Raw genomic sequence first — 26,270 nt, forward strand, 5'->3', positions numbered from 1 at the left:
GTCCCCCGCTTGCGGCCTGCTCGTCAACACGCAAATCGGCCACTTGGCTTCTTCGTCGAAACATCCGCTCACAATTATAACTTATAATCTCGAAACGATGATCTCATTCTCTTGTGCATTCTCGACAGTTCCCGAATTACTGGACACTGCGTCATCACCCTCAAAACCTGTGGAAAAATCATCCTTCTATTCGAAATGGGTGCGATTCCGTTTGTCGCTAGATGCCCATTGGCATCCTTACCCCGAGACGACTCTCCCTTCGATATCCTCCAATGACTTTTTATTTGTTTCTTCTCCAAAGGCCGCTGTAACGACGCCGACGCCCAACACGGCCGCAATCATGGCGAAGACCCACTCGACACCGTATTTGTGTAAAACAAACACCACCGCATATGGAAATACAGCGCTTGCAACCCGACCAATGGCGACAGCTAGCCCCACTCCAGTGACTCTCACTTCAGTTGGGAATAACTCCGGCAAATACGTCGAAATACTGACCCCGCCAAACGCCATAATCATGACCTCGGTCAGGAATCCCATCAATAGGATGACAACAGGATTTCCGCCATGAGTCAATGTAACTCCATACAAAATTCCAAAGACACACCCTAAAACTCCAGCCCCAATCATGACAGATTTCCGCCCCACGGAATCACTAAAGAAGACACCTATCAAACCTCCCAATGGCAGCCCGATCCCCATTACAGCTGTATAATACAAGGAATGCGCCAGTGTGAAATGGGCAGAAACGAACATCGTGGGGACCCAAGAGACGAAGCCAAAGACAACACAGAGCTGCACACATTGCAATAAAATTGCAATGATAGTCCTTCTTATCAACCGTGGACTGAACAACTTCACGAACCCCAGGTCTTTTTTGGTCAAAGACAATTTAGTCTTTGTTCTGTTTGCTTCTCCTAAACTCTCCACTTTCTCTCGAATTTTCCGCAAGTATTCGCCCTTGCTGATTCCCTCTGCAATTGCGTTCGCGATCGTGACATAACCCTTTTTCTCCAGCCAACGCGGAGATTCAGGCAACGTTTTTCGAAGCGCCCACACAATCAGCCCCATGATTCCGACAGACGCGAACATCCAACGCCATCCGATGGTAGGCAATAAGGCAAGCCCTACGAACGCAGAAACGGGCTGACCGATGCTGACAACGGCATTGAGCAGGTTGTTATTCACCCCTCGGCGCTGGGGAGGAACAAACTCAGCCAGGGTTGAGTATCCCGTGATGATCTCACCGCCCAATGCCAGGCCAATGATAAAGCGAAACACTGTGAACCACACGACATTCGGCATCAACGCAGCCAGTATGGAGGCAGTGCCGAACACAAACAGATTAATTTGGTACATCTTCTGACGTCCGAGAAGATCAGCGACCAACCCCGAGGCAATGGAACCTATCGCTAAACCCAAGAAATTATAGAACAATATATTCGCATTCTGATTTACATTCGAAAATCCTGACACCACAAAGAGGGCCAGAATCGGACTCAGCATATATAAATTAATGCCGTCGATAAACATTCCAGCCGCGATTAACACATTGATCTTTGTGTGAATGGATGAAATGTGAGCGCTATCAAGCCGTCGCTGAACAACAGATTCATACTCAAATTCAGCCACTGAACCCACTCTCCCATTGATTTTATATTTTGATCGATAGACTCCCCCATTTGTGGCTCGTATCTGCAGCGCTCTACTCTATAATTTATAAATTATAATATCACCTCCTCAGTAAAAGCACTTGCATTCAATTTCAGGCCTCACCCCCTCCACATACTTCCGACTAGCGCAAGACTTTTTTTAGAGCATTTCTAACTTGATCCCAGCTGTGATTGACGTGGGTTCTCACTGCTTCCACCGCCTGAAACGGATCCTCCGTCAAAGTATCCACGATAATCCGGTGTTCTTGTAAAACCTCAATTGGTCGTTCCTGACTGTGCGTCCAAGCTACTGCTCGCAGAAGCGGAACCATCATCCACAGTCGTTCAACCATGTTTTCCATGAGCTCATTCTTGCTCAATTTCGCTAATGTCACGTGAAATTTATAATTAAGAAATTGCAATTGCTCATGGTCTCCCCGTCGCAGCGCCGATTCCTGGTCATGGATCAAGCTGTCTAACATCCGCAGAACAGTTGGATCAACACGGTATTCAGCCAATTCTATAGAGCACGGTTCTAGCACCCTGCGCAGGTCATATACATTTTTCGCCTCTTCCCAGGAAAAATTACGTACAAATAAGGCGCGATGCTCCTTTCGTACAACAATACCGTCCGATTCAAACTGTTTCATGGCTTCCCTTACAGGTGTCAAGGACATTTCAAACTCAGCGGAGATTTTTTCCTCATACAGCCTTGTGCCTGGCAAGTATTTTCCCTTTATAAATTGCTCTTTCAAGCTAGTGTAAGCAATTTGAGATAACGTTCTGTTAATATCCGGCACCACCTATTTTATTAATTATCATTTATAAGATTATATTGATGTTACAGTCCAGTGTCAACGACACAAGGTCATTCAGGCTGATATGAGCGAGTCCGTCCAGCCTCAAAAAGGCACATTTTAAGCGAACGGATAGTGAGTTCCAGATATCCAGAAACGTTATTGTCCCCCTTTTCTACAACGATGAACAGTTAGATGGAATGGGGCGCTGTCGCGAGGCGAAGGAAATATGGAATATTTTGATTTGATAACCCGATTATACTGCCCTACGGTTACGCAATATTGATGGCCCTCGCGGCTAATACTGCGATAATCATCAGCGATATAGAAGACTGGGCCATCATCAGTACTTTGCAGCGACGCGACATAACCATCGTGTCTGTCGGACTGAACGCTGTACTGGTGTTGAACGCTAGGAATAGATAGTCGATGAAATTGGGGGTCCAGCTTTCCCATTCAGGCAGATTGGATGTCATCTGTGGAAAAAGAAAGTCACGTAACTCAGGTTGATGGGCATGCCGACGGATTGGACCGCCTTGATCTACCTCCCAGTACCAAACCGCGAACACAAGGACATTCGCTGACCAAAGTATAGCCGCGTCACGGAACAAAGCGAGTGCGCCTTCGGTGTGATGAAACAATGCGATGACGAGTAGAATCACACTAATAAGTACCCCGACCGTGACAATGAATGTGATAAGGATCCCTATTCTTCGCGTCCATACATGGTGACCGCGAAGTATCGCAACATAAAGTGGTATCAACAAACATCCGATAAACACGAGCAGGCCCCAGTTTGGTCCCGGTGTGAGATTCCCCGATAAAACACTAACCAGCATGCCAATGACCAATACAGCGATGGAAAAAGGCCACCGTCGCACATGGCGAACCACTTCACTAAGTTCCTGAAGTTCATGTTGAATTGGATCGTAGCTTCTGGAATGCTTTTTTCGCATAGGTTAGTCCTCTCTTCCTATGAGCGAATAGCCATAGCGCACCTTCTTTGTTAACTTTGTCAACATCCGAATAGAATAATTACCGCATTATCCGATCTTGTGAAAAAATCATGAATGGTTGACTGTAAAACACAATTAGCGGATTCAAACCACTTGTAGAGTCCAGCCGTGGACTCGCCGAAGTCATCTGTGATGCAATCATAGGTGACTTTCATTATATCAGCATGACACGACTTGAGTGCGATCATGGCCGCGCAGCACATCTAAAGTGACCACAGCCGTAAGCGCAATGAACGCTGACAAAGGAGAATCGCGACAATAGTCCCTCTGATGTTGTTGTAATGATAAATCACAGACAATCAGAACAGAGACAGGCATCCATGTGCGCGGTCTCCGGTATATTTTCATTTAAAATCAGGTTAAACGAGATCACTATCTCCTGTCAGTTCCAAGAAGGACTCTTCCAATGTCTTGGTTCGCACGTTGACCCAATACACTTTAATGCCTGCAGCCACGAGGGCTTCGACAACCTGCGATGTTTCCTCACGAGTAACACGCACCGCCAAACCATGGTTTGTTGTTTCAGCCGGTCGATTCACAGTGGCGGAGATCACTTTCTCGGCGTGGTCCAGTTGATTCACATCGAACACCGTGATTTGTTCGTTAGTACCACTGACCATGTCATGGACTCGCTTTACGCTGATAAGCCTCCCATGCTGAAGAACTGCCACCCTGTCACACATCAACTCCATTTCGGAAAGCAAGTGACTCGACACGATGACCGTTAGACCTTCCTGGTTAGCCAATTTGCGCAGATGATCTCGAAGTTCCCGAATGCCAGCCGGATCGAGCCCGTTTGTAGGTTCATCAAGAATGAGTACTGAAGGCTTGTGTAGAAGCGCTTTGGCTAACCCCAGGCGTTGACGCATTCCGAGGGAATAGGTTTTGACCTTATCGTTAATCCGCTTTTTCAATCCTACGAGTTCCACGACTTCGTTGATCCGCTCTCGGGAGATATCGGATGACATCCGGGCAAAGTGCAGCAGGTTTTGATAGCCGGTGAGAAATTTATACATTTCCGGGGTTTCAACGATGCAACCGATCCGTTTCATAGCTTCTCGGAAGTCGCTCCGGATATTTAGCCCGTCAATGAAGACATCACCGCTTGTGATGGACATCAGTCCGACCATCATCCGGATCGTGGTCGTTTTCCCCGCTCCGTTCGGACCTAACAAACCGAATACTTCTCCTTTTGGGATGTCGAACGATAAATTATCGACAATGGTCTTATTGCCGATTCTTTTGGTGAGATTCCGAATTTCAACCACTATGTCTTTTGCCATGAAGAACTAACCTCCTGAACATCGACGTGTCGGATACGCAACGAGAACATCATGTCTTCCTTAGTGGCCCGATTTTTTCAATAACTCAATCGAAATCAAACGAAATTGTTTTTGTGGTATCCTACCCGAGAGTCCAGAGACTTAAGACTACGCACTACTGTATATTTAGAACCGACTCCGAAGCATTACTGCATTAACGCCCCATTAGCTGAATATATGCAGGGTCGCTTTACTTGAAATCCCAATTATTCATCATTTACGTATGCGACACATCTCGTTTCACGAATGTCATCCAGGCCAGTCCAATCATGACGATTAAGTACGCGATGAGCATTGAGATAGAAAAACCGGGTCTCATTCCATGAAGCAGAGGTCCGCGAATCACGTACTGAGACAGATCGGCGTTTACAAACAAAAGGTATTTGTCCCAAGAATAGTTTCTGACAGCAACAGCAAGTGTGGGCCCCATTAGAGTTGCCATAATGGCAACGGTTATAGCCAACGCACTGCTGCGGAACAGGGTTGAAATCATGATAGCGATAGTCGTTGTCACAGTAACCTCGATGTACAAGAAACCGTATTGCATAAACAGATACGATGACACAGCCATTTGGTGAAACGTATGGTTTGGGCCTACGTATGTTTGAGGTACCGAGGCCCCTGCAAACCCGAAAAAAACGCCACCAATAGCCCAAGACAGGATCAACATCGACAGGGTCATAAACAGTGAGAATAATAATGCGGCCAAGTATTTTGAGGCTAGAATTTTCGACCTTGACACACTTTCTGTCAACAACATATGGATGGTTCCGGCGCTGAACTCTCCAGCGACAATATCTCCGCCGATGACTGCCACGAATGCAAACAATAGTGTTTGGAGATCATTCGTGGCTTGTAACGAAAATGTCCACGCGTTCAAACTGGTCGGACCCAGAGCTTTCATCATGTTCTGTCCGCTATACAAAAACAATGCGGTCAATATGATAGCAACACCGAGAAGTGAGAACAGGCTCCACGTTCTCAGCCGGAAGTAAATTTTCATGTTCTCATTACGAACTAGGTTGAGCAATTGTACGCCCCCCTGGGCCTTTCCGGAATCACTCGTAGCGTAATCGATTTGCGCGCTCACTCCGTACAGCATATTCCGAATCCGAGCCTAGGGCAATCTGAAGTTAACTAAGTGTCTAGGTGTTTTACGTCCACGGTTTTTAGCCCATACAATGATGTGATACAACTCTCAACTCCCCATTCTACCGATCCAATAAGCGAATCAATCATGACACTTTGCGGCCATAGCTCGAGAATATGAAGTCACCGTATACTTATACTGGTGTATTTATGGGAGAGTGACGAGGAACAAGACCTGGGCCATGCCTGGGACCACGCCCGGGACACGACCAGGCCCTGTCGGCCTCCCGTCTATTCACCGACCGGCCGTTGCCCGCAAATACTTGCCCGTAATCGAATGTTCGGCGTCGACGATTTGCCCGGGCGTGCCTTCGAAGATCACTTGCCCGCCCCGGGTGCCGCCGTCAGGTCCCATTTCGATAATCCAATCGGCGTTTCGGATCACGTCCAGATTGTGTTCGATCACAATGACGGTGTTGCCGGCATCGACCAACCGGTTCATGATCGCCAGCAGATGGCCGATATCGGACATGTGCAAGCCGGTCGTCGGTTCGTCCATCACGTAGATGCTGCCTTTCTTGTGCAGCTCGCTGGCCAGTTTGATACGCTGGCATTCGCCGCCCGATAGCGTGCTGAGCGGCTGGCCGAGGGTCAAATAATCGAGCCCCACATCGCTCAATGCCTGAAGTTTGCGGAGCACGTCCTTGTTTTCGAAGAAGGCGAGTGCCTGCTCGACGGTCATCGCCAGCACGTCGGCGATCGATTTGCCGTTGAGCTTGTATGCCAGCACTTCTTCCTTGAACCGTTTGCCTCCGCAAACTTCGCAAGGAAGCTTGACGCTGTCCAGGAACGCCAGATCGGTATAAGTGACGCCGAGACCCTGGCAATTTTCGCAGGCACCTTTGGAGTTGAAGCTAAACAGACCCGGGCTCACCTTGTTCGCCGCCGCGAACGCCTTGCGCACGTCGTCCATAATGCCGGTGTACGTGGCCGGATTCGAGCGCGCCGAGACGCCGACGGCCGATTGGTCGATCGCAATCGCCTCGGGATATTGGCGCAGGAAAACCTCCATCAAAGTGCTCTTGCCCGAGCCGGAGACGCCTGTCACCACCGTCAGTACACCCGCGGGAATGTCGACGCTGACATTGCGCAAATTGTGCAGATTGGCGTCCACGATGGACAATTTGCCGGACGGCTGGCGATATATCTCCTTGAACGGGAGCGGCTTCCTCAAATGTTTACCTGTAAGTGTATCGGCCTCGAGCAGGCCCTCATAACTGCCTTCGTAGACGATCGTACCGCCGCGGCTGCCGGCATGTGGGCCGACATCGACGATATGGTCCGCCACTTGAATGACGTCCGGGTCGTGTTCGACGACGATGACGGTATTCCCCTTGTCGCGCAGCTTGCGCAATAATTCGTTGAGCCGGTGCACGTCGCGGGGATGCAGCCCGACACTCGGTTCGTCAAAAATGTAGGTTACATCCACCAGACTGCCGCTCAGGTGCTTCACCATCTTGACGCGCTGCGACTCGCCGCCGGACAATGTATCAGTCTCACGGTCCAGCGTCAAGTAGTCAAGTCCGATATCCACCAGATGCTGCAGCCGCTCCGTCAGCGACTTGACGACCGGCGCGGCGACAGGATCGTCAATCTCTCGAATGACGCGGATGAGCTGTCCGACCTCCATGGAGGACATCTCCGCAATGTTGAGTCCATTGATCCTGCAGCTGAGCGCGGCCTGATTGAGTCTCGCGCCGCGGCAGCTGGGGCAGGGACCCTCGGAGATGTACGGCGCAACAGCTCGTTGTGTGCGTTCGGACAGCGTCTTCACATCCCGCTTGATGTACTTGTTGGTGAACTTCTCGATGATGCCTTCCACTGTAATATTCACTGCCTTCCCGGCGAACTGCATCTTCACTTTCCTCGCCTTGCCGTACAGCAGTTGCTCCAGCTCCTCATCCGAATAATCGCTCAGCTTCTTGTCGGGATCGAAGAACCCCGACTGCACGATATACGTCCAATCCATGCTGTTCACCGTATAGCCCGGCAGCAGGATTGCCCCTTCATTCAACGACTTTGACTTGTCCAGCGCCTTGTCGAGGTCGACGCCGAGCCTGCGGCCGATGCCGTTGCATTCCGGGCACATCCCGTTCGGATCGTTGAAGGAAAACAAATGGGGCGGTCCGACATGCGGTTCTCCCAAACGGGAAAACAGCAGGCGGAGCAACGGGGAAATATCGGTAATGGTGCCTACCGTGGAGTGCGATCCACCGCCCAGACGTTTCTGGTCGACGACAACCGCCATGCTCAAATTTTCGATCGCGTCTGCATCCGGTTGCGGAATCCGCGGCAGAAAGTTGCGGACGAACATACTGAAGTTTTCGTTCAGCAGACGCTGGGATTCGGCGGCGATGGTATCGAAAACGATCGACGATTTGCCGGAACCGGATACACCGGTAAAAATGGTGATTTTGCGCTTGGGAATGCGCAAGGATACGTTCTTAAGATTGTTCTCCCTGGCCCCGCGAATTTCGATAAACTCTTGATAAGGTTGGTTCATGGTACCTTCCTCCGTTCAACGAAAGCTGAATTCTTCATAGAGGTAGTACCAGCGAAGCTGTTACCACCCGCAATGGAATATAGTGGTATTTCCAGTCCCGAAATCAGATACAGCCAACATACGTGTAAAAACAGATCACTCAACTTTTTAAGCTCGCCGCACCATTTACCCCAGCCATACTTAGCGCCTTCGAGTCCTTGAGCATTTGAGGTTCCGATATATAGTCAAAAACAAAAATGGCTAGTCCAATAACGGACAGTCTGTCGACTGAAACGGCCTTCAGATTCCATTCTGAGACGTGTTTCTTATCTCCTCCATATGTGACTCCCTTACATAACGAAAACGCCGCACAAAACGGCGTTTTCTGTCTGATAATAGACCACTCTGTCGACTAAAACGGTCTCGGCCAGTTAGGATTAAAGGGAGTCCGGATCGTATTGCCTACCCCGTCAGAAAAGAGATTGACCTACATGTAGAAAATTCGTGTTACAGTTCTGTTAACACGTTTTCGAGCTGTTTAGCCATGCTCTGCCAACCATATTTCGCTCCACTTAATGCTTGCTCCGAACTGATACCGGTTTGATCGAGATGCACATGAGTAGTTCCATCCTCATCCTGTTTCAACGTCCAAGTAACCGTATTGCTTTCCCCAGCGCTTACCCATGTGTAAGATAACCGATGAGGCTCGTCCACTTCGAGGACTTCACCCTCTATAATGCCGTTCCACCCTCCTGTCGGCTCCATCCGAAACTGAAATTTATGTCCAACAACCGGTTTAAAATCATTCTCCCTGAACATCATCCATTTCGAAAGAGTATTCGAATCCGTTAAAGCGAACCACACCTTCTCGATTGGACTCTTAAAGTGAAAATCCAGTGAGAGGGATTTCATTTTTTGTTCCTCCTGTAGTAAATGATTTAAAACGATCATTCTTTCTTTCCAGAATTTCTCGTAATAAGATACCCAATCTTGAATTTGCCTTAACGGAGCAGCATTCAGCCGATACAGCGTTTCCCTGCCGACTCTTCGCTCGGTTACGAGACCGGCATCTTTGAGGACCGCCAAATGCTTGGAAACCGCTGTACGACCCATTTGAAAGTGAACCGTTAACGCATGCAGAGGCAATTCTTCTGCATCTGCCAAGAGACGAAGCAATTTGCGCCGAGTTGGATCGGCAATGGCGTGATAAACATCCCGCATTTGACTTTTATCTGTCAACATCACCCTCCCCATAAATACAATTTCCAAAACAATACTGATCAGTGTCCTATTTTAGGACACTAATCGGTGTCCTGTCAATCATTAGGTGTTTGTTAATATCTCCCTGTATGACTGCCTACATTCGGAGGAGCTGCGCAACGGGTATCAGGACGACGTACCTTGTGTGGGAAATACATCAGGGACATTTTTTCGTTCTTCCGGCACATCACCCACAGATGCAATGAGAACATGGCAATATTAAGCTGAACAGACCGTTGGAAGGCTGTGGAGTCTACGTCCCGAAGCCAGGGATATCGCTGTTTCAACGCGGGGAGTTGTCGCATGCAGGCGTATTGGTTCATCGTGGTCTTGCCCCGTTCGTAGGATTCCTTCCGACAGGTGAGAAAATGGTTGAACACGAATCGGCGGCACCCGATGGTGCGTAGGATTTGTTATTCCTCTTCTTTTGTTGGATAGAGGCGGAAGGTTTTATGCATATCGTCCACCCACAACACGCTTCATCCCACCCCTAAAGGAGTGGGCTTTCGCACGGGATTTCTGTAAATTAAAGAATCGGTGCATACCCGCTCCAGGGGGTTCAATGTCAACTTGTAGATCTGAAATTTTGGAACAACACCGATGGCCCCGACCGAGAAAACGCTCAGGGTGGAAAGTTACAACACCATCCTCTTCATGAAGATTCCTCCTCATGGATTGTCTACAGGTAGTATAGCCTGATGCTCTCTACACGTCTAAAGAACAGACGCAATCGGCGCAAATTTGATGCGACTTCTCACGACTCACGTCCGCATTGACGTATATTCTTGCTGTGTTACACTAAATATGAAAAGAGAGCCGGAGGGGGCAACCTCCGACTCCCGGGCACCAACGCCTTGGGCGTTGTCCCTGCCCAACAAGTTGTACGTCAGGCAGTAACCGCCCCACAGGCGCTAACCAATGGGGGCGGTTACTTGCGTTTTATGGCAAGAACCACTGCCACGACGAGCGACAAAAGCGCCACGATGAAAGATTGGATCATCAACGACAGCACAGTAGCTACGCTCATGGCCCCACCCCCTTCCCGAAAAGCCGGGCAGGGAGTGACCCCCAAGGTTTCGGTGCTTAGATATAGTCTATCAGATTTTTTTCTTTAGAGAGGAGACTAGAAACTACGGAATCGACACAATGGGGGAAATCTCGCGTATCCTGTGGAGCACAATTAGAGATGTCAATAAAAAGGTCGAGAGCAAGAGAAATTGAACAGATTAGAAGCCGCCTGGAATTGTACCTCCAACCGGCTTTTTCCTATTTCTGAAAGTGTTCTTGAAGAAACAAACCCCTAACCTCCGGCGGAACAGGCGGATTGCGCACTTTCTCCACTTCACGTACGACATATTGAGAAGTAGTTCAACATGGTCCACAACGCGAGAGCCGCACATAGGTTTCAAAGGTTCCTGCGTGCTTAGGTACCAGAGCCAGATCTTCGTGTATGCGCCGTTCCTAATAAACTTAGGGGCAAGCAGGTTTAGTGCTATGAGGGCCAACTGTGGAATCGACGCTAACGCTCGGGCCGATTTTGCACAGAGGACAGTTCATCCAGCGGCCGGCCAGTCTTGGTGGGATTGGCTGTAAATCTTTTTATTTTATAGAACCGTTTCCAACTCGAGCTGAATCGCAACACGGTTCTACAACGAGAACGGTATCGTCAGTTCAAGCAGCAGCCTGCGCTCCACAGGCCTCACCTCCCGGTACCCGTAACGCGGTCCGCAGGCCCGGGGGTGAGCGACCGTTCACTGCAGCGTCAGAGGGGATGATAGGATAAAATAATCAAGGTATAATGAGAATGAATAAAGGAGACGCACAACTGAATACGGAATCACCATAGCAACTCGTGCCCCTCGGTTCTCCGGCAAAGAGATGCCGCATCACCCTACGATACTGGCGAGGGGGCTGTCGTCCATCTTTACTCAGAACTTTCACCGTATAGACCCCCCCCACGCCGATAGCGGCGTGGCACCCTGGTAGCAATGGCGCAGAGGAGCTCGTAAGGAATTGTGTTTGCGAGTTCAGCCAGTTCGATCAAGGTCAGGTTGTCATAGATGACCACTTCATCTCCTTCCTGCACGTCTGAGAGCGAAGTGACATCCACCAAGGTTTGGTCCATGCATACGCGACCGATGATGGGACACCGTTCACCGTGAATGCGGAAGTATCCTCGGTTCGAAAGAGAGCGCGGGAGTCCATCTCCGTATCCAATCGGGATAGTCGCCACGCGTGTCGTCCTGGTTGTCACGAACGTACCGCCGTAGCCGATGGCCGTCCCTGGTGGTACTTCCTTGAGCATAACAATCCGCGACATCAGACGAAGCGACTGAATCAACGTTACGGAATGCTTTTTCAGGTTTTTGGAAGGATACACCCCATACAGGCTAATGCCGAGCCGGACCATATTGAAATAGCTGTCTGGCAGTTGCAGAATGCCTCCCGAGTTCGCCGCATGGAACAACAACGGACCCTCATTTGGAATGGCCTGCTTCAATAGCTCAAAGAATGCGCGGCTTTTTTTCAGTTGTTCTATGGAAAAAGAAAGATCACGTGCGTCCGATTGCGCCAGATGAGTAAATGCACCCGTCAGCCGAATATATGGGTGCCGCCCAATCAGCATCACGGCCTGCAGTAGCTCGTCCGCGTGACGAACACCAAGTCTGACCATGCCTGTGTCAATCTTCAGATGAACGTCCAGGAGTGGGCCTTGAGCCGTTGTCATACTTGCAGCCAGCTGCTCAGCGTGGCACACGGATACCACGGTAAGCGCGATCTGATGGCGGGCTGCAACGACCGCATAACGTGGGGAAACATGCCCGAGCACCAGAATCGGCACGTCTATACCGGATTGCCTCAGTTGCAGTGCCTCATCCAGCGTCGCAACGCCTAAGCAGCGGGCGCCCGCCTCCAGTGCGGCCTCAGCGACTTGACAAGCCCCGTGTCCATACGCATTTGCCTTGACGACCGCCATGATTTGAACGTCGGGTCCGACGTGCTTTTGGACCGCCCGTACATTGTGGATAATTGCGTCGAGGTTTACATCTACCCACGTATCCCTGTAGTAGGTGCCCTGTAAACTCGTCGTCATCACCCTCAGTCTGACCTGGTGCCCTCTGTCAAGAAACGACAAATTCGTATTCGTGGTATGGCATATCCAGGGCCTCAGCCACCGTTTTGTGAGTCACTGCACCGTATGCGACATTCACCCCGCCCCGAAGCGCCGGGTTTTGCCGTGCAGCCTGCTCCCACCCGAGGTTTGCAATTTGCAGTGCAAATGGGAGAGTGGCGTTGGTCAGTGCGATGGTTGAGGTTCGAGCCACTGCACCCGGTATGTTGGCAACCGCGTAATGAATCACACCGAACTTTGTGTATACGGGATTCTCATGGGTCGTGATGTGGTCGATGGTCTCAACTGAACCGCCTTGGTCTATCGCAACATCTACAATAACGGAACCAGGTTTCATGGATTGCACCATCTCGGTGGTCACCAATTTCGGAGCCTTCGCGCCAGGTATCAGGACCGACCCAATGAGCAGGTCCGCCTCTGCGGTGCACGCAGCGAGGTCGTAGGGATTAGAAGCCATAGTCTGAACCCGATTCCCAAACAAATCGTCCAGAAATGCAAGGCGCTCAGCGCTCTTATCTAGAACCGTGACGCGCGCACCCATTCCCACAGCGATTTTCGCCGCATTCGTGCCGACTGTGCCCCCACCGACAATCACCACATAGGCCGCGCGTACGCCGGGGACACCACCGATAAGAATGCCAGGTCCCCCATAGTGGTTTTCGAGGAATTGGGCACCGATTTGCGGCGCCATTCTTCCGGCAATCTCGCTCATGGGCGCTAGTAGAGGCAGTGCACCACTTTGGGTTTGGACGGTTTCATACGCGATCGCGGTCGTCCTGGACTCCATCAGTTGTTTTGCGAGTTCCGGTTCTGCCGCAAGATGCAGATAGGTAAACAGTGTCAGACCTTCCCGGAAAAACGCGTATTCTGACGGCTGTGGCTCTTTCACCTTGACGACGAGATCCGCTTCTGTCCAGGCATCTTCGTGGGAGACCAGCCGTGCCCCCGCCGCTCGATATTCCTCGTCAGTGAAACCGCACCCCTGACCCGCACCCGCTTCGACAAGAACTTGGTGACCTTGCGCGACAAAACTCTTTACACCTGTCGGGGTGACGGCGACTCGGTTCTCATTGTGCTTGATTTCTTTTGGGATGCCAATCAACATGCGTATGTTCCTCCTACTGTACATTTGGCCGCGACATCACTCGTGCCGCGTTGCGGAAGGTGAGCATCGCGATCTCCTCGTCGTTAAATCCCCTCGCATATAACCGCTCAATCAGGCGAGGCACATCCTCCACGCGCGCCAGTCCATCGGTTCGTTCTGGAAACCCAAAGCTGTCCGGCAGATAATCCATGAAGTCAAAGCCCAATCCTACGTGCTCAATGCCAATCAGATCGGCTATATAGACAATGTGATCAATAAAACGGTCGACAGTCGCATGGTCCGCGTCCACAAAGCGCGCATACGAATTGATACCCACCACTCCCTGCCGCTCGCCGATTCGGCGCAAGTGTGCGTCGGACAAATTGCGCGGATGATTGCACAATGCACGTGCATTGGAATGGGAAGCGATGACCACTCCCTCTGTAGCCTCAAGCACATCTGTCGTGGACGCTTCATCCAAATGCGACACATCGATCACGATATTCGATCGCTCACACGCTTGAACGACAGCACGGCCAAAGTCCGTCAACCCCTGTCTCGCATCTGGATCGTAGAATTGACCTGGGCCGCTTGCAAGTTCGTTCTGTCCCCCCCAGACGAGGATTGCGTGGCGAAGTCCCAGCGCTTTCAGAATGCCGAGCGACTGGGCGCATTGTTCATTCCGCAATTGGTCGAACTGCAGGCCGAGCGACGTGGGTCTCCACCCATCGTGAAAGACAGGCCATTGCTCAATGAACGTCATTCCTTCTACGCCCAACATCACCGCGAATTTTCCGGATGCGATGCAATCCAAAAGTTCATTCACATCCGTCACCAATTGCACGCACGCTGTGGATTCCGCGAGATCAGCGAGAAGTGCGCCGGCAATCTGCAGGATCCGCCTAGCGGCGTTGGCACGGTAGGCAGGTTCTACCCAAAGCGCGAGGATAGCTGCCTTCACTCCATGATCCATCAGGCGCCTGGCATGCCGGTTCTGAAACACGGCGTGTTCACCGCTCGCCCGTCTCGCTACGATATCGGCGGGAATGTCCGAATGGAAATCGAAGATTGTCAACCCGGATGTGTTACACAACGAACTCCCCCCAATCTTTGTGCTCCCCGCCGAACATCAATGGGTCCCTTCCTGCTTCACGTGCATTATAAGATGGAGAATGGATGTTTTCAATATCCTAAATAACAAAAAATAAATTTACATGATATTAAACGACAACGGTCCGACTTATCCGTTCGTACATTGACAAACAGGGATAAGTTAAGATAATGTACTCAATGGGTAAAAATTTTATTTTATTGAAATCTATTTGGAGAGGGAGGAGAGCGCGTGAAGGTTGAGGGATCGAAGATACATGGCGGTTTTAAACCGGTTATGGGACTGCGCCAGGTACTCGCAATTGCCATTGCTGCCATTTCCCCCACCACGTCCGTATTTCTCGTTTATGGTGCTGGCTTGGATTCGGCAGGGACCGGTGTATTTTGGGCATTCATCATCGGGGCGTGCATCGCTATCTCTATGGCGTTTTGTTACGCGGAACTGGGGTCCATATACCCAGGTGCAGGGGGAGCCTATACAATCGTCCGGCGCGCGCTGGGAAAACCGCTCGGATTTGTTGCAGTTTTCTTGTTTTTGGTTCTGGGGGTTGTGGTGACGGCAAGTATTCTGGTGGCTTCTTCAACATATCTGAATTCACTTGTACCCCAAATCCCCGTGAATTGGGCGGCCGTGGCCATGATGGCGATTGTCACGTGGTTCTCACTAGAACGTATCGGTACGGCGAGTTGGGTTGCCATGGTCATGCTGGTCATTGAGCTTGTCGTGATCCTGGTATTTATCGCTGTTTCCTTTACAGGCGTCAGTCACCCTATCGGATTCATTCTTCATCCGATTACGTTGAATGAGCATGGTATTCTAACCGGAGTCGGATTGACCTCCATGATGGCCGCAGTGGTGCCCGCATTGTTCGCCTTTAATGGCTACGACTGGCCGCTCTATTTTGCGGAAGAGACGATAGAACCTCGTCGCAATCTACCACGGGCGGTCATGATTGCCGTGTTGACTTCCGTCGTGGTGGAAGTACTGGCTGTTGTGTCTGCGACGCTCGCTATCCCGGACTTCGGCACTGCCATGAAGTCAAGTGCGCCACTTACCTATGTGGCACAGTCTGTGGCAGGCCACGTAGGTGCGACCATACTGATTATCGGGGTCGTCATCGCCATGTTTGACACCGGATTAAGCGGAAATCTGGCGTATGCCCGCATTTATTTGGATGCGGCGCGCAATGATAGCTGGCCGGAACCTATCAATCGCTTCTTTGGCAGCATGAATCGACGCAATGTCCCGAAGTGGGGGTTCGTCTTTCTCGGTCTAGGTAACGCGATCCTGTGTTACTTCACATCATTGAACAACCTCATCACGTTCACCGGTGTTATCATTGTGACCATCTATCTTCTGATTGCGATCTCCGCAATTGTGAATCGCTTCAAAGCCCGTTCGGAGGAACGGCCATTCCGGATGCCCATTTGGCCCCTCCCTCCCATCATCGCGATACTTGGCGTCGTCGTAGCCCTGACGCAACAATCGTCCGGTGACATCATTAAAACTGCGGTAATTGTGGTTGTAGCATTCCTGTACTGGATTGCATATTTGAGGCTAAAGGAACGCAAAAAAGAAATTGAAACGGAAACTGGAGTGCAGAATTTCGACAGCGTTGCATATGAGTTGAAGACGGAGGATTGAAGGCCCAAAATCTTTAAATTGGTATCCGCGCACCGTGCAAAACATGACTACAAGGATTCGCCGTCATGTTTTGCACGGTGCATGTATTGTAAGTTATTCTATTAATCAAAGAGAAAGCCGGCGTAACGGTCAACAGTCTGTTGGAGGAACCAATCGAATGTCGGAATTTGACTATGCTAAATTAAGAGAGGTTCGGCAACAAAAGGGGTATACGATCAAAGAACTCGCCGACGCCTGCGGCGTGAGTACCAGCCTGATCAGTCAAGTTGAACGCGGAAGAGTTGTTCCGACCCTTACCGTCTTTTGGAGGATATGTAATTATCTCGACATCCCTATGCATGCTTTTTTCCAAAAACAAGAGACCGACGAGAATCTGGTTGTACGTAAACATCAGCGCAAAATCATTCATTTTCCGGACTCTCATGTACGTTATCAGCTATTGACTCCGAACATGCATGGCCAAATCGAATTTCTTCTCGTCGAGATCGAACCCGGCAAAGCTCATGATCCAGAAGGTCTTGTTATGCACGCCGGTGAGGAATGCGGCTATGTGCTGGAAGGAGAACTCATCATTCGCCTCAATACCCATGAAATCCGTCTATATGAGGGGGACAGTATTTCATTCCCTTCTTCCACTCCTCATCGGTTCATAAATCCTGGGTCTGTAACATGTCGTTCCATTTGGGCCATGACACCTCCAAGTTTTTGAACAAGGCCCTTAGGGTGTCTCTGCATAGTGTCTGATAAGCCGCTTCTCTGGTACGGGGGCGTTACCTTCTTCGTAGGTGAGATGAGGATAATGTTCATTCCCTCGTGGACCAGAGGCGGTATCTTTATTCCGTTGTCTGCGATACCCTCCCGACTCATGATATAGTGTCCGTTCTCCTTGTCGGGGACCGTTCTCGCCTTCTTCCAAAGTGGATGAGGCATCAATGTACCAGAAGTTTCCGTCGTCGAACTCGGCCTCGTTCGATTCCTTCATCAACTGAGTCTATTTACCATTTGTGTAATATAAGGTTACGGGTGTATAGTCTTATTTTTTACCTTGCGTATATAATTTACCATTTACTACACCACATTCCAATTTTCTGGATACCCTTGTGGATCCCTCGGAAGAGCTGTCACGTGGGTTAATTTTCTACCCTGATATTCCCTAATATCATGCCGTCATTGACATACAGCACATTGTCCAACTCAATATCTGGATGCCTTACATATCGATGATCATTTATCATCTGAATAAGCATAACATTACATTGCACAAATTTACTCCTCTAGTGGACATAGATCAATGGAGCCACAGAAAGTAGACAATCTCCTGTTAGTAGGATGATACTGGGAATGCCAACCGAGAAAACGCTTAGGGAAGAAAATGCCAACATCGTCCATATACTCTACAAATCCATTGTGGATAGGCGGAAGGATTGGCAATAAATTGTTTATACCAATCTCCGTTAGCGGTAGCGTCCAGCCCCGTCAGATGAAGCCATGTGGTGCCGAGGCCAAAAGGCGGCAAGCCCGGGGTTAAGGCGCTCAACCAATGGGGTAGTTCCTTGCGTTTTACGGCAAAAACCACAGCCACGACGAACGGAAGCAATGCGACGATGAACGATTTAAGTAATTTATGCGACATCGCACCGGCTCATATGGAGCAGGCGATAGCATTGTTTCTAACCACGTTATTGCCTTGCATAATCCCCACCGCATTCAGGTATGCATCTCGCTTTTCCGCCGTGATTGGAATCTGGCAACTTTGGTTCTATTCCCACATATCTTCATAGAACACCATTTACGTCTACCAGTCGAATCCCAAAAGAGCAACACACAATCAGGATTTTCGCAGCGACGTATATGCCTGAACTTTTCTCCCGATAGAAGCTGTAGAGCATCAAACGCCACCAGTGATAGAAGTGAATCTCCAGGTGTCCCGAGAGGGAAAGGTAGAAGTTGATCTGCAACTAATTTGTAAGAAAAAGGTGTGTTCCTTATTCGTTCCTCGAGTTCCTCTATCCAATCTTCATCAGGTGAGTTTCCGGCCGCAATATGTTCGAAGTTGGTACGTAGAACAGCTCGAAACGATCGGATTTTCTCCAGATCGTTTGTTGTCCATTCTTCGTCTACTTCCAAAGATAACTGCATGGGATCCAACGCCTTCGCACATGTCATGGTTTTAATCCACAGCTTAAGATCGTCTGTTGATTTCAACAGATCATGTCGAACTCCTCGTTTGATGACTTCTGTATTTACAAGGTCCATAGAGAGAGAACCTGATATTAGTGGGAATGCCTGTTTTTTTGCGGACATGTTCCTGCCTTCCCTTCAACGTCCATTGACTGCGAGTAGCAAAGTGAGCATTTCGTATCCCTTCGTAAGAAAAAACTGACCAAACCATCATGAAGAGGAGAGCAACAATGACTCTTCATCAGATTAACTTAGATGACTCACTTTTGCACGGTGCTCTCTCATTGGGCGGAGATGTGGCTCGTCTTGGGGACGAGATGTGAGGGTACTAGCAGATGATGCCAGGGGGAACACAGGCATCAGGCTGTACTTACCTGAATCAAGGGATCCGCATGGTGATGTTTAAAAGCCTTGTCACATAAGACTTTTCACTCGTACAGCAACTCCCAAGTTAAGCTGGGAGCCCGACGTGAAAATCTTATGTTAAAACAATTTTCATCACACCATCTATATACGCACAGGTTTAACTAACCTAGAATAAATTATTGACTGGTTAGTTTGCAGAAGGATATACTTTTTTCAGCCGTGTTTTCGTGACAGACCTAGCGCAAACGAGGTGAGACTGATGCAACCACAAGACTGTATCCGTACCGTGACATCAAACGTGTCCACAGTCAGAATGTCTTATATCAGGAAAATGAGGGGGCAAGGGCGTAGTCCGCTGAAGATCAATGTAATGGACAGTGCGACAGGGTTTATCGGCGGATTTTTGACTATTCTTATCCTTGTTGTTCTAGCACATTATTCATCGTTCCCCTGGCTAATGGCCCCGTTTGGTGCCAGCTGCGTTTTGGCCTTTGCCGCCTGGCAAGCTCCGTTGTCACAGCCCAGAAACATTATTGGAGGGCATTTTGTTTCCACACTCGTAGGCTTAGTAATCTACCACCTTTTTGGAGATCAACCTTGGACGTTAGCGTTAGGAGTAGGGGTTGCCATTGCATCTATGATGCTGACAAAAACAACCCATCCGCCAGCTGGTGCGGATCCCCTGGTTGTTATACTGGATGGGAACACATGGATCTTTCTGTTATCTCCAGTTCTGCTAGGCTCTATTGTGATTGTTCTTATGGCATTAATCGTAAATAATCTAAGAAAAGAAAGACAATATCCGACTTATTGGGTGTAGAGTTCTCAAGCTCGATTTGACGACACCATGTTGAGACGATGGAGAATGAGAGATATGGTAAGACGTGGATTCGTAGCACCCAGGGATATCCTATGAGGATAGGAGTTCGCATTCCGAAATTGAGATGAGTTCAATGCGGGAAGAGCCTTGCCCTTCCCGCAAAACGTTTTTCAGACTCTGCTTTCATAGAGGCTACTTTGTCGGCTGGAACCACATCTACGGGCGGATGTTATCGAAAGTCCCAATAGAAGGGTACGTGCCGCGGGCCCTGCCTTCGCCGGACGGGGATGGCAGCCACACACACTGCCCATTCGGTAGTTTACTCATCGGTTCTGCTCAATAATTCACGCGCACAACGCTGTCCGGATGCTGTTTATAAAGGCTAATCGCCTGTTGGGCCATAAACAAGCCGACAGCTTTGTTTTGGTTCCAGATGGTCGAAAATTGATCGAGCGGAACGGGCTGATTCCCTACGTATGTTCCTACTTCAACCGTCAGTCCGGGGCGACCGACATTGTGCGTCCACCAATCCGTCAATCCGCCACCGTCAGAGGCCCCTATGGGCTCAATGGAGTACCCTGTCATGCTTCGAACTTTCGTCGCGTACCAATTGTCAGTGCTCTCTTGAGTGTGGGTCAATTTGTAGCCCCAGTAAATGACTCCGCCTGAAGAATGATACGCGACTTCGTCCTGCGGATTGATTTGATTGATTAATTTCAGCACAGCTTTGACTTCATTAATGTAATACGGCGCGGGCCCTTTGTAATTTTCGTACCACGGATGGTTTACAAGATCGTACCGAAGGTCCGCCCAGCCTCCGTCGTATTGGAGGTTCGGATCGATGCCCTGTGCGTTGGCTTTCCAGCGTTTGAAATTGCTGCTTCCGCCATTCCAACGCGTCAGGTTCGCCCAACTGCTTTGAGGGAAGGCAGACAAACCGAATTGTTCAAGTGTAACGCCGTCCGGGTTGACCATCGGGATAAACCAGATTGTCGCGTTGTTCAACACATTCCGCACGTTGTATCCGCCAATGGATTGACCTTTCTCGTACGCCTGAGCGTATTGCTCGATCATGTACATGTTTAAGACGGTCGTGATCCATTCCCGGGCATGGTGGGAGCCGTTGATGAACGCCGTTGGTTTTCCCTTGCCGATCGACACAGCGTAAATGCTGCGACCGTAAACAGTTCGTCCGACTATCTCCGAATGCACCAGATCTGGGTACTTGCGGGTTAAGGATTGGATGTCTTGAACCATCTTATTATATGTATAGGTTTGATAGGGATTGACGATTGTCTTCGGTTTCGTCGAAGATTCGGGAGAGAATCCAAACAAAGCATTCCATGTTGCCAGACCAACCACTCCATCGACCGTCAAGTGGTGAGCTTTCTGGAAGGCTTTTACGGCCTTCAATGTCTTTGATCCAAAAATGCCGTCCGCTGTACCACAAGAATAACCGAGCTTGTTTAATTGTTGCTGAACTTCTTTCACGTACGTTCCCCGACTCCCCATTTCTATCAAGTGCCCTGGGTATGTGACAGCCGTCGTGCTGTGTGATGAGGTCGCTGCATATGCCGTAGTTGGCAGAACTCCTCCAACTGTCCCCGCTGACAAAATACCCAAAGCAGAGAGCGCCAACATCGTCCTCTTCATCAAGATTCCTCCTTATTGGTATCTACAAGCAGTATAGTAAACTAAAAAGACCCACAAAAAGGATTTCAAAGGATTTCGTCTGTTGCATATGAACATGATGATTTCGCACAGGCCTACTGAATCCTTGATGATGCCTATGGTAGTCCTCGCGACACGCCTAACTGGGATTTGTTTATGATGCCGGCTCGCCTCATTTCAGTAGGCAGCACAGCGATCGCGGAGAAGCCAACATGTTAGAGTAATAGAAAGGAACACATTACATATTCGACCTTGCATTGGAGGCATTTTGGTGAGAAAAACAATCCTGGCTCTATCAACAATCACTGCATTGTCTACCGGTTCTATCTTTGTTCCCCCGACGACGGCTATGGCCTCCACATCCACATCCACATCTATCGCGTACCCGGGACACTTGATTCAGATTGGGTCTAGGGGAACCTATGTCAAGGAAATCCAAGAGCGACTGAACAAGCTCGGCTATTCAGCGGGTACTGCTGACGGGATTTTCGGTCCAAAAACGGTGAGTGCAGTGAAAGCTTTTCAACAGGCACATCACCTCGCCATCGATGGGATCGTGGGCCCGCAAACCTGGGATGCGTTGTTTAGCTCGACTGGAGCCTCCTTTTCTACGCATCCTGCGAACTCTACGAAGAGTACCGTCAAACTTTCATGGGAGCAACAAAATTCGATTGTGTTCGACGGCGCTTTTAAGGATTACCTGGAAGACCGCCACGACACCGTTTCTGTAGCTGTCTATGATGCGAATACAGGGCAAACGTACACGTACAATCCGAATGCGACCTATTGCACGGCCAGCATCGTGAAAGTTGCCCTGATGACCGTTTTATTGTACAAAGACCAGATCGCACATCGTGGAGTGACAGCCGCCCAGAAAAAACTGTTAACCCCCATGATCGAAGAGAGCGACAACAACATGGCATCAGAACTTTGGAATCAATTAGGGCGTGGGAAAGGGATAACCCCTTACCTTCGCAAATTCGGAATGAGCCACACGATAATGCGGAACGACGGTTATTGGGGCCTGACTGAGACAAACGTACTGGATCAGGTAACGCTTCTGAAACTGCTGGCATATCCCAACTCGATCATCGACAACACGAACCGACAGTATGCTCTAGGATTGATGGAACATGTCGTGAGCGGGCAGCGCTGGGGAGTGTCGGAGGGTGTCCCTTCGGGAACGACCGTTGCGTTGAAAAACGGTTGGTCTCCGTATGTTGCTGGAAATTGGCGCATTAACAGCATTGGCTACATTCATGGACATGGTCACAATTACGTAATTGCCGTTCTAACCTTCCACAACGCCAGTGAGGACTACGGAATCGACACAGTGGAGGGAATCTCAAGAATCCTGTGGAACACAATTGGAGAGGTGGATGAAAAGGTTGGTCACGAAACTAATTGAAACCCAACAGATACTGTAAGAAATTAAATCATGCGGCCTGTTCTATGAGCCCACAGCTTTAGCTGTGTGGCTCATGACCTAGATGCACAGATTTGGGTACAAATGGTATAACACAGGCAGAGCAGACTTAACTTCCGGAGACAACTTTACACCTTGTTTTTCGGTCCAGCGCCAGAACATAATGCGAATGTCCTCTTGGCCTGGGTTAGGAACGTAGATCTTCGTTCTCAAGCGCCCAGGGAGAACTAGTGCCTCATCGAAGTCTTCCAAGCGGTTGGTGGCCTCCATGACGAAGACCCGATCCCGCGGCTCGAACCCGTCCATCTCCGCCAGGAGTTGATTCAGCTGGCTGCCGTGGTACGGATTCATGCCTTCCCGTTTCCCGATAAAGATGGTGGTGTCTTGAGTTGAACCTTAATTCGTTGGAGACGCTCAGGATCGCGTGACAAAAACTCTTCAACAGACGCAGATGATGATGATGTACTAAAGCATGTTCACCGGCAATTCGATCTGTCTGACAACCATCCATTCTGTTCCGCAATGTACGCAGCTTCTACACGATTCCGAGCACCAGTCTTTTGAATCGCTGATGACAGATAGTTACGAATCGTCCCTTCGGATAAATGAAGTGCCCGGGATATGTCGGCAATGGTAGCCCCCCCAGCGGCTGCCCCGAGCACAATTCGTTCCCGTTCGGTGAGAGGGTTGGGCCCCACGCTCAGTGCCGATGCCGCCAAATGTGGGTCGATCACTCGATCTCCCGCCACGGCCCTGCGAATAGCTACCGCCAATTCCGAGGCCGGAGCATCTTTGACCATAAAACCGATTGCACCGCCGTCCAATGCTTGGCGTAGATACCCCGGACGTCCAAAGGGCGTCAAAATGAGGATACGACAATCCGGAAGATGCTTATGCAGTTCGGCCGCTGCTGTTAATCCGTCACTGCCCGGCATTTCGATGTCGATAAGCGCGACATCAGGATTTGTGGCGAGTGCGGCTGACAGCACCTCGTCACCACGCGATGCCTCGGCCACCACTAGAATATCGTGTTCCAGAGACAGTAGTGCTCGAAGCGCACCTCGGACCATGGCCTGATCTTCCGCAAGCAGAACGCGAATGACGTTATCCGTGTTCCCCACGATAGATTAACCATCCTTTTACACTTTTACAGATTTCAAACGGGCAAGTGTACTCGGAACAGAAAGCTGCCTGCGCCATCCGGACCTGCTTCAAGCTGTCCTTGTACCGCGCGGACTCGTTCGGCAATCCCAGACAATCCTGAACCGGCTACGAAAAGGTTCCCGGGTTTGACAGTCGTCCCCTCCTGGCTGCAACCGTCGTTCCAGACTTTCGCGTGTACATTCTCACGGTCTCCCCAAATTGTAATCTCACACTGCCCAGCTCTACTGTGTCGAATCACATTGGTTATGGCTTCACGTATTGTCCAAGCCAGAACCGAATCGATTTGTGGAGGTAGGCTGGCAACTGAGCAATCGATATTGCATGCAATGCCCGCAGCGAGCAGCATCTCCCGTGCGTTTTCCAATTCCTCAGTGAGTGTGGGCTTACGATAATTCATTACGGCCTGCCGGACCTCTTTCAGGGCCTCGCGAGCAACATTTTCAACATCTTGAATCTCAGCACTGGCTCGCTCTGGATCGAGAGGGAGAAGTCGATGTGCCAATTCACTCTTGAGCGCCATGAGGGAGAGACTGCGGCCAAGCAAATCGTGAAGGTCTCGGGCAAACCGCAGGCGTTCATTGGCGATGGCCTCCGCTACGGCAAGGCGTGCGATCTTCATTCGCGCAGCACGCAACTCGTGAATTGTCGCTCCCATACGGACAAACCCGATCATGCCGAGCCCGAGTCCACACATGACTACGACAGTAATGCCGATGTTCACCCAGCCGACTCTAACGGTGAGGCCGGTCGCAATGGCCGTTACCATTGTCGCCAATACCGCTCGGACGGCTAACTTAGCTGGGAGTACGAGGCCTGCACCACTAGCTGCGAAGAAAAACAGTTCTAACCAATTCGATCGCCAGAGCAGCGTGCTACCCACCGCCATCGCCGTGATCAAGCTGAGGAGCAACGTCAGCTTGTACAGGTTTCGTCGCCCCTTACCGTGGGGATTCCAGATGAGGTACACGTATAGCGCTGAATACGAAATGGCAACAACTAAGCCCGTGATGGTAGGAACTGTCCCCTCTTGAGAGATCAGCAAGTTCCGCACGGGAAGGTAGAGAAACAGAAGCCACATTGCGATAAAAGTTCGTTCCAAAATCGGCGGAAGGCCAAAATAGGACGTAAGTGAAGTGGATATTCGTTGTCTGACGGACTGATGATGCTGCTGTGTATGATCGAAGAGGTGCTGCGTTGCCCCCCTATAGAGCACCCTCGACAACCTCCTTGGGTCGTGCTTAACTCGATGTAAGGTACTCATCACGATGATACGCGATGATCGCTAATACTAAAAATCCCACTGTATAACCTGTGATCCAAGCAATATTGGTCCAGATGTCATGTCCGCCCTTAGCACCAAGCGTTGTCCAGCCCCACTCCGCTAGGTTGTATGAAGGCAGATAGGGAGCGAGTTCCTGAATGAACTTCGGAAGCAACGGAAGCGGCATAAACAGTCCTGACGCAAACGACATAGGAAAGAAGATGAGATTAGCGACAATGGTAGCCGAGTTTGGACCGGTTATGAGACCCAGTAGAAAGCCTAATACAATGAATGGAAAAGTTCCACATAACAATACACCGAGCACTTCGAGCGATTTACTGATTGGCATATGAATATGGGCGACGAAGGCACCGAAAGTAAAGAGTGCGGTCAATGTAATCAATTCAAACACTATCGCCATGGTGAATTTGCCGATGAAGTAGGTTCTGGTAGTGACGGGCGTGGTGCGCAGAAGCCGATACCAACCGCTTCCTCTTTCGCTTGCGACCGACGCACTGAACGAAGACATGGCCATGGACATTACGGCGTAGGTTCCAAAGGACGACATCATGTAGCATCCGGCATTGATGCCCGCCATTTGATCCTTGACATATGGCATGCCAAACATGGCAAAGAACAGAACAGGAAATAGCATCGTGGGAACGGAGAACATGGGCATACGAAACAGTTTAACGCATTCGAAATACACATAATGGAGGAGCGTCCCAATA

General features: G+C 49.9%; 22 protein-coding genes and 1 pseudogene. 4 read left to right on the forward strand and 19 right to left on the reverse strand.

Going from position 1 to position 26,270, the window contains the following annotated elements; all coding sequences use genetic code 11:
• Positions 1–237: 237 nt before the first annotated feature.
• From AK2_RS13630 to AK2_RS13680, 13 genes and pseudogenes are all read right to left on the reverse strand, one after another.
• Positions 238–1,632 (reverse strand): MFS transporter, encoded by a 1,395-nt coding sequence (locus AK2_RS13630; RefSeq protein ID WP_067935527.1) that lies wholly within the window; start codon positions 1,630–1,632, stop codon positions 238–240.
• 163 nt (positions 1,633–1,795) lie between these two features.
• Positions 1,796–2,455 (reverse strand): GntR family transcriptional regulator, encoded by a 660-nt coding sequence (locus tag AK2_RS13635; protein WP_067935530.1) that lies wholly within the window; start codon positions 2,453–2,455, stop codon positions 1,796–1,798.
• Positions 2,456–2,721: 266 nt separating this feature from the next.
• The gene (locus tag AK2_RS13640; RefSeq protein WP_067935533.1) at positions 2,722–3,405 is read right to left on the reverse strand and encodes a hypothetical protein; all 684 of its coding nucleotides are present in this window, start codon (positions 3,403–3,405) and stop codon (positions 2,722–2,724) included.
• Positions 3,406–3,824: 419 nt separating this feature from the next.
• Positions 3,825–4,748 (reverse strand): ABC transporter ATP-binding protein, encoded by a 924-nt coding sequence (locus AK2_RS13645; RefSeq protein WP_067935537.1) that lies wholly within the window; start codon positions 4,746–4,748, stop codon positions 3,825–3,827.
• Positions 4,749–5,004: 256 nt separating this feature from the next.
• The gene (locus AK2_RS13650) at positions 5,005–5,817 is read right to left on the reverse strand and encodes an ABC transporter permease (protein WP_067935540.1); all 813 of its coding nucleotides are present in this window, start codon (positions 5,815–5,817) and stop codon (positions 5,005–5,007) included.
• A 354-nt stretch (positions 5,818–6,171) separates the two neighbouring features.
• Positions 6,172–8,439, reverse strand: a complete 2,268-nt coding sequence (locus AK2_RS13655) for an ATP-binding cassette domain-containing protein (RefSeq protein WP_067935543.1) — start codon at positions 8,437–8,439, stop codon at positions 6,172–6,174.
• A gap of 486 nt (positions 8,440–8,925) precedes the next feature.
• Positions 8,926–9,330, reverse strand: a complete 405-nt coding sequence (locus AK2_RS17535) for an SRPBCC family protein (protein ID WP_067935594.1) — start codon at positions 9,328–9,330, stop codon at positions 8,926–8,928.
• A 93-nt stretch (positions 9,331–9,423) separates the two neighbouring features.
• A pseudogene (locus tag AK2_RS17540) lies at positions 9,424–9,672 on the reverse strand (ArsR/SmtB family transcription factor); the annotation flags it as partial.
• An 80-nt stretch (positions 9,673–9,752) separates the two neighbouring features.
• Complete coding sequence (locus AK2_RS17850; RefSeq protein ID WP_083521213.1) at positions 9,753–10,088, reverse strand: helix-turn-helix domain-containing protein; 336 nt, start codon at positions 10,086–10,088, stop codon at positions 9,753–9,755.
• A gap of 518 nt (positions 10,089–10,606) precedes the next feature.
• On the reverse strand, positions 10,607–10,705 hold the full coding sequence (locus tag AK2_RS17545; protein WP_245632913.1) for a putative holin-like toxin: 99 nt from the start codon (positions 10,703–10,705) through the stop codon (positions 10,607–10,609).
• An 897-nt stretch (positions 10,706–11,602) separates the two neighbouring features.
• On the reverse strand, positions 11,603–12,772 hold the full coding sequence (alr, locus tag AK2_RS13670; RefSeq protein ID WP_067935547.1) for an alanine racemase: 1,170 nt from the start codon (positions 12,770–12,772) through the stop codon (positions 11,603–11,605).
• 28 nt (positions 12,773–12,800) lie between these two features.
• Positions 12,801–13,916: an alanine dehydrogenase gene (gene ald, locus AK2_RS13675; RefSeq protein ID WP_067935552.1), complete on the reverse strand. Its 1,116-nt coding sequence runs from the start codon at positions 13,914–13,916 to the stop codon at positions 12,801–12,803.
• Between the two features lie 13 nt (positions 13,917–13,929).
• On the reverse strand, positions 13,930–14,988 hold the full coding sequence (locus AK2_RS13680; RefSeq protein WP_067935555.1) for a dipeptidase: 1,059 nt from the start codon (positions 14,986–14,988) through the stop codon (positions 13,930–13,932).
• A gap of 249 nt (positions 14,989–15,237) precedes the next feature.
• Between AK2_RS13680 and AK2_RS13685 the strand changes: the two genes are divergently transcribed.
• Both AK2_RS13685 and AK2_RS16605 read left to right on the forward strand, forming a co-directional pair.
• Positions 15,238–16,650, forward strand: a complete 1,413-nt coding sequence (locus tag AK2_RS13685) for an APC family permease (protein WP_067935558.1) — start codon at positions 15,238–15,240, stop codon at positions 16,648–16,650.
• A 157-nt stretch (positions 16,651–16,807) separates the two neighbouring features.
• Positions 16,808–17,359, forward strand: coding sequence for a cupin domain-containing protein (locus AK2_RS16605; RefSeq protein WP_083521214.1), 552 nt, complete (start codon positions 16,808–16,810; stop codon positions 17,357–17,359).
• A 998-nt stretch (positions 17,360–18,357) separates the two neighbouring features.
• Here AK2_RS16605 and AK2_RS16610 read toward each other — a convergent pair.
• Entirely contained in the window at positions 18,358–18,954 is a 597-nt protein-coding gene (locus tag AK2_RS16610; RefSeq protein ID WP_083521215.1) for a CGNR zinc finger domain-containing protein, read from the reverse strand.
• Positions 18,955–19,456: 502 nt separating this feature from the next.
• Between AK2_RS16610 and AK2_RS16615 the strand changes: the two genes are divergently transcribed.
• Positions 19,457–20,017 (forward strand): HPP family protein, encoded by a 561-nt coding sequence (locus AK2_RS16615; protein WP_083521216.1) that lies wholly within the window; start codon positions 19,457–19,459, stop codon positions 20,015–20,017.
• Between the two features lie 336 nt (positions 20,018–20,353).
• Here the strand turns inward: AK2_RS16615 and AK2_RS13700 are convergent, their stop codons facing one another.
• Entirely contained in the window at positions 20,354–21,670 is a 1,317-nt protein-coding gene (locus tag AK2_RS13700; protein WP_083521217.1) for a M14 family zinc carboxypeptidase, read from the reverse strand.
• Positions 21,671–21,959: 289 nt separating this feature from the next.
• Here AK2_RS13700 and AK2_RS13705 point away from each other — a divergent pair, with 289 nt between their 5' ends.
• Positions 21,960–23,096 carry a peptidoglycan-binding protein gene (locus AK2_RS13705; protein WP_067935574.1) on the forward strand — a complete coding sequence of 379 codons (1,137 nt, stop codon included), beginning with the start codon at positions 21,960–21,962 and terminating at the stop codon, positions 23,094–23,096.
• A 78-nt stretch (positions 23,097–23,174) separates the two neighbouring features.
• Here the strand turns inward: AK2_RS13705 and AK2_RS17680 are convergent, their stop codons facing one another.
• The 4 genes from AK2_RS17680 to AK2_RS13725 all read right to left on the reverse strand — a co-directional run.
• Positions 23,175–23,465 (reverse strand): AAA family ATPase, encoded by a 291-nt coding sequence (locus AK2_RS17680; protein WP_067935579.1) that lies wholly within the window; start codon positions 23,463–23,465, stop codon positions 23,175–23,177.
• 125 nt (positions 23,466–23,590) lie between these two features.
• Positions 23,591–24,235, reverse strand: coding sequence for a response regulator transcription factor (locus AK2_RS13715; RefSeq protein WP_245632914.1), 645 nt, complete (start codon positions 24,233–24,235; stop codon positions 23,591–23,593).
• 35 nt (positions 24,236–24,270) lie between these two features.
• Positions 24,271–25,491, reverse strand: coding sequence for a sensor histidine kinase (locus tag AK2_RS13720; protein WP_067935582.1), 1,221 nt, complete (start codon positions 25,489–25,491; stop codon positions 24,271–24,273).
• A 25-nt stretch (positions 25,492–25,516) separates the two neighbouring features.
• On the reverse strand, positions 25,517–26,270 hold a 754-nt coding region (locus tag AK2_RS13725; RefSeq protein ID WP_169794799.1), incomplete at its 5' end, for an ABC transporter permease.

This window comes from Alicyclobacillus kakegawensis NBRC 103104 (assembly GCF_001552655.1).
GTDB classification, from domain to species: Bacteria; Bacillota; Bacilli; order Alicyclobacillales; family Alicyclobacillaceae; genus Alicyclobacillus_G; species Alicyclobacillus_G kakegawensis.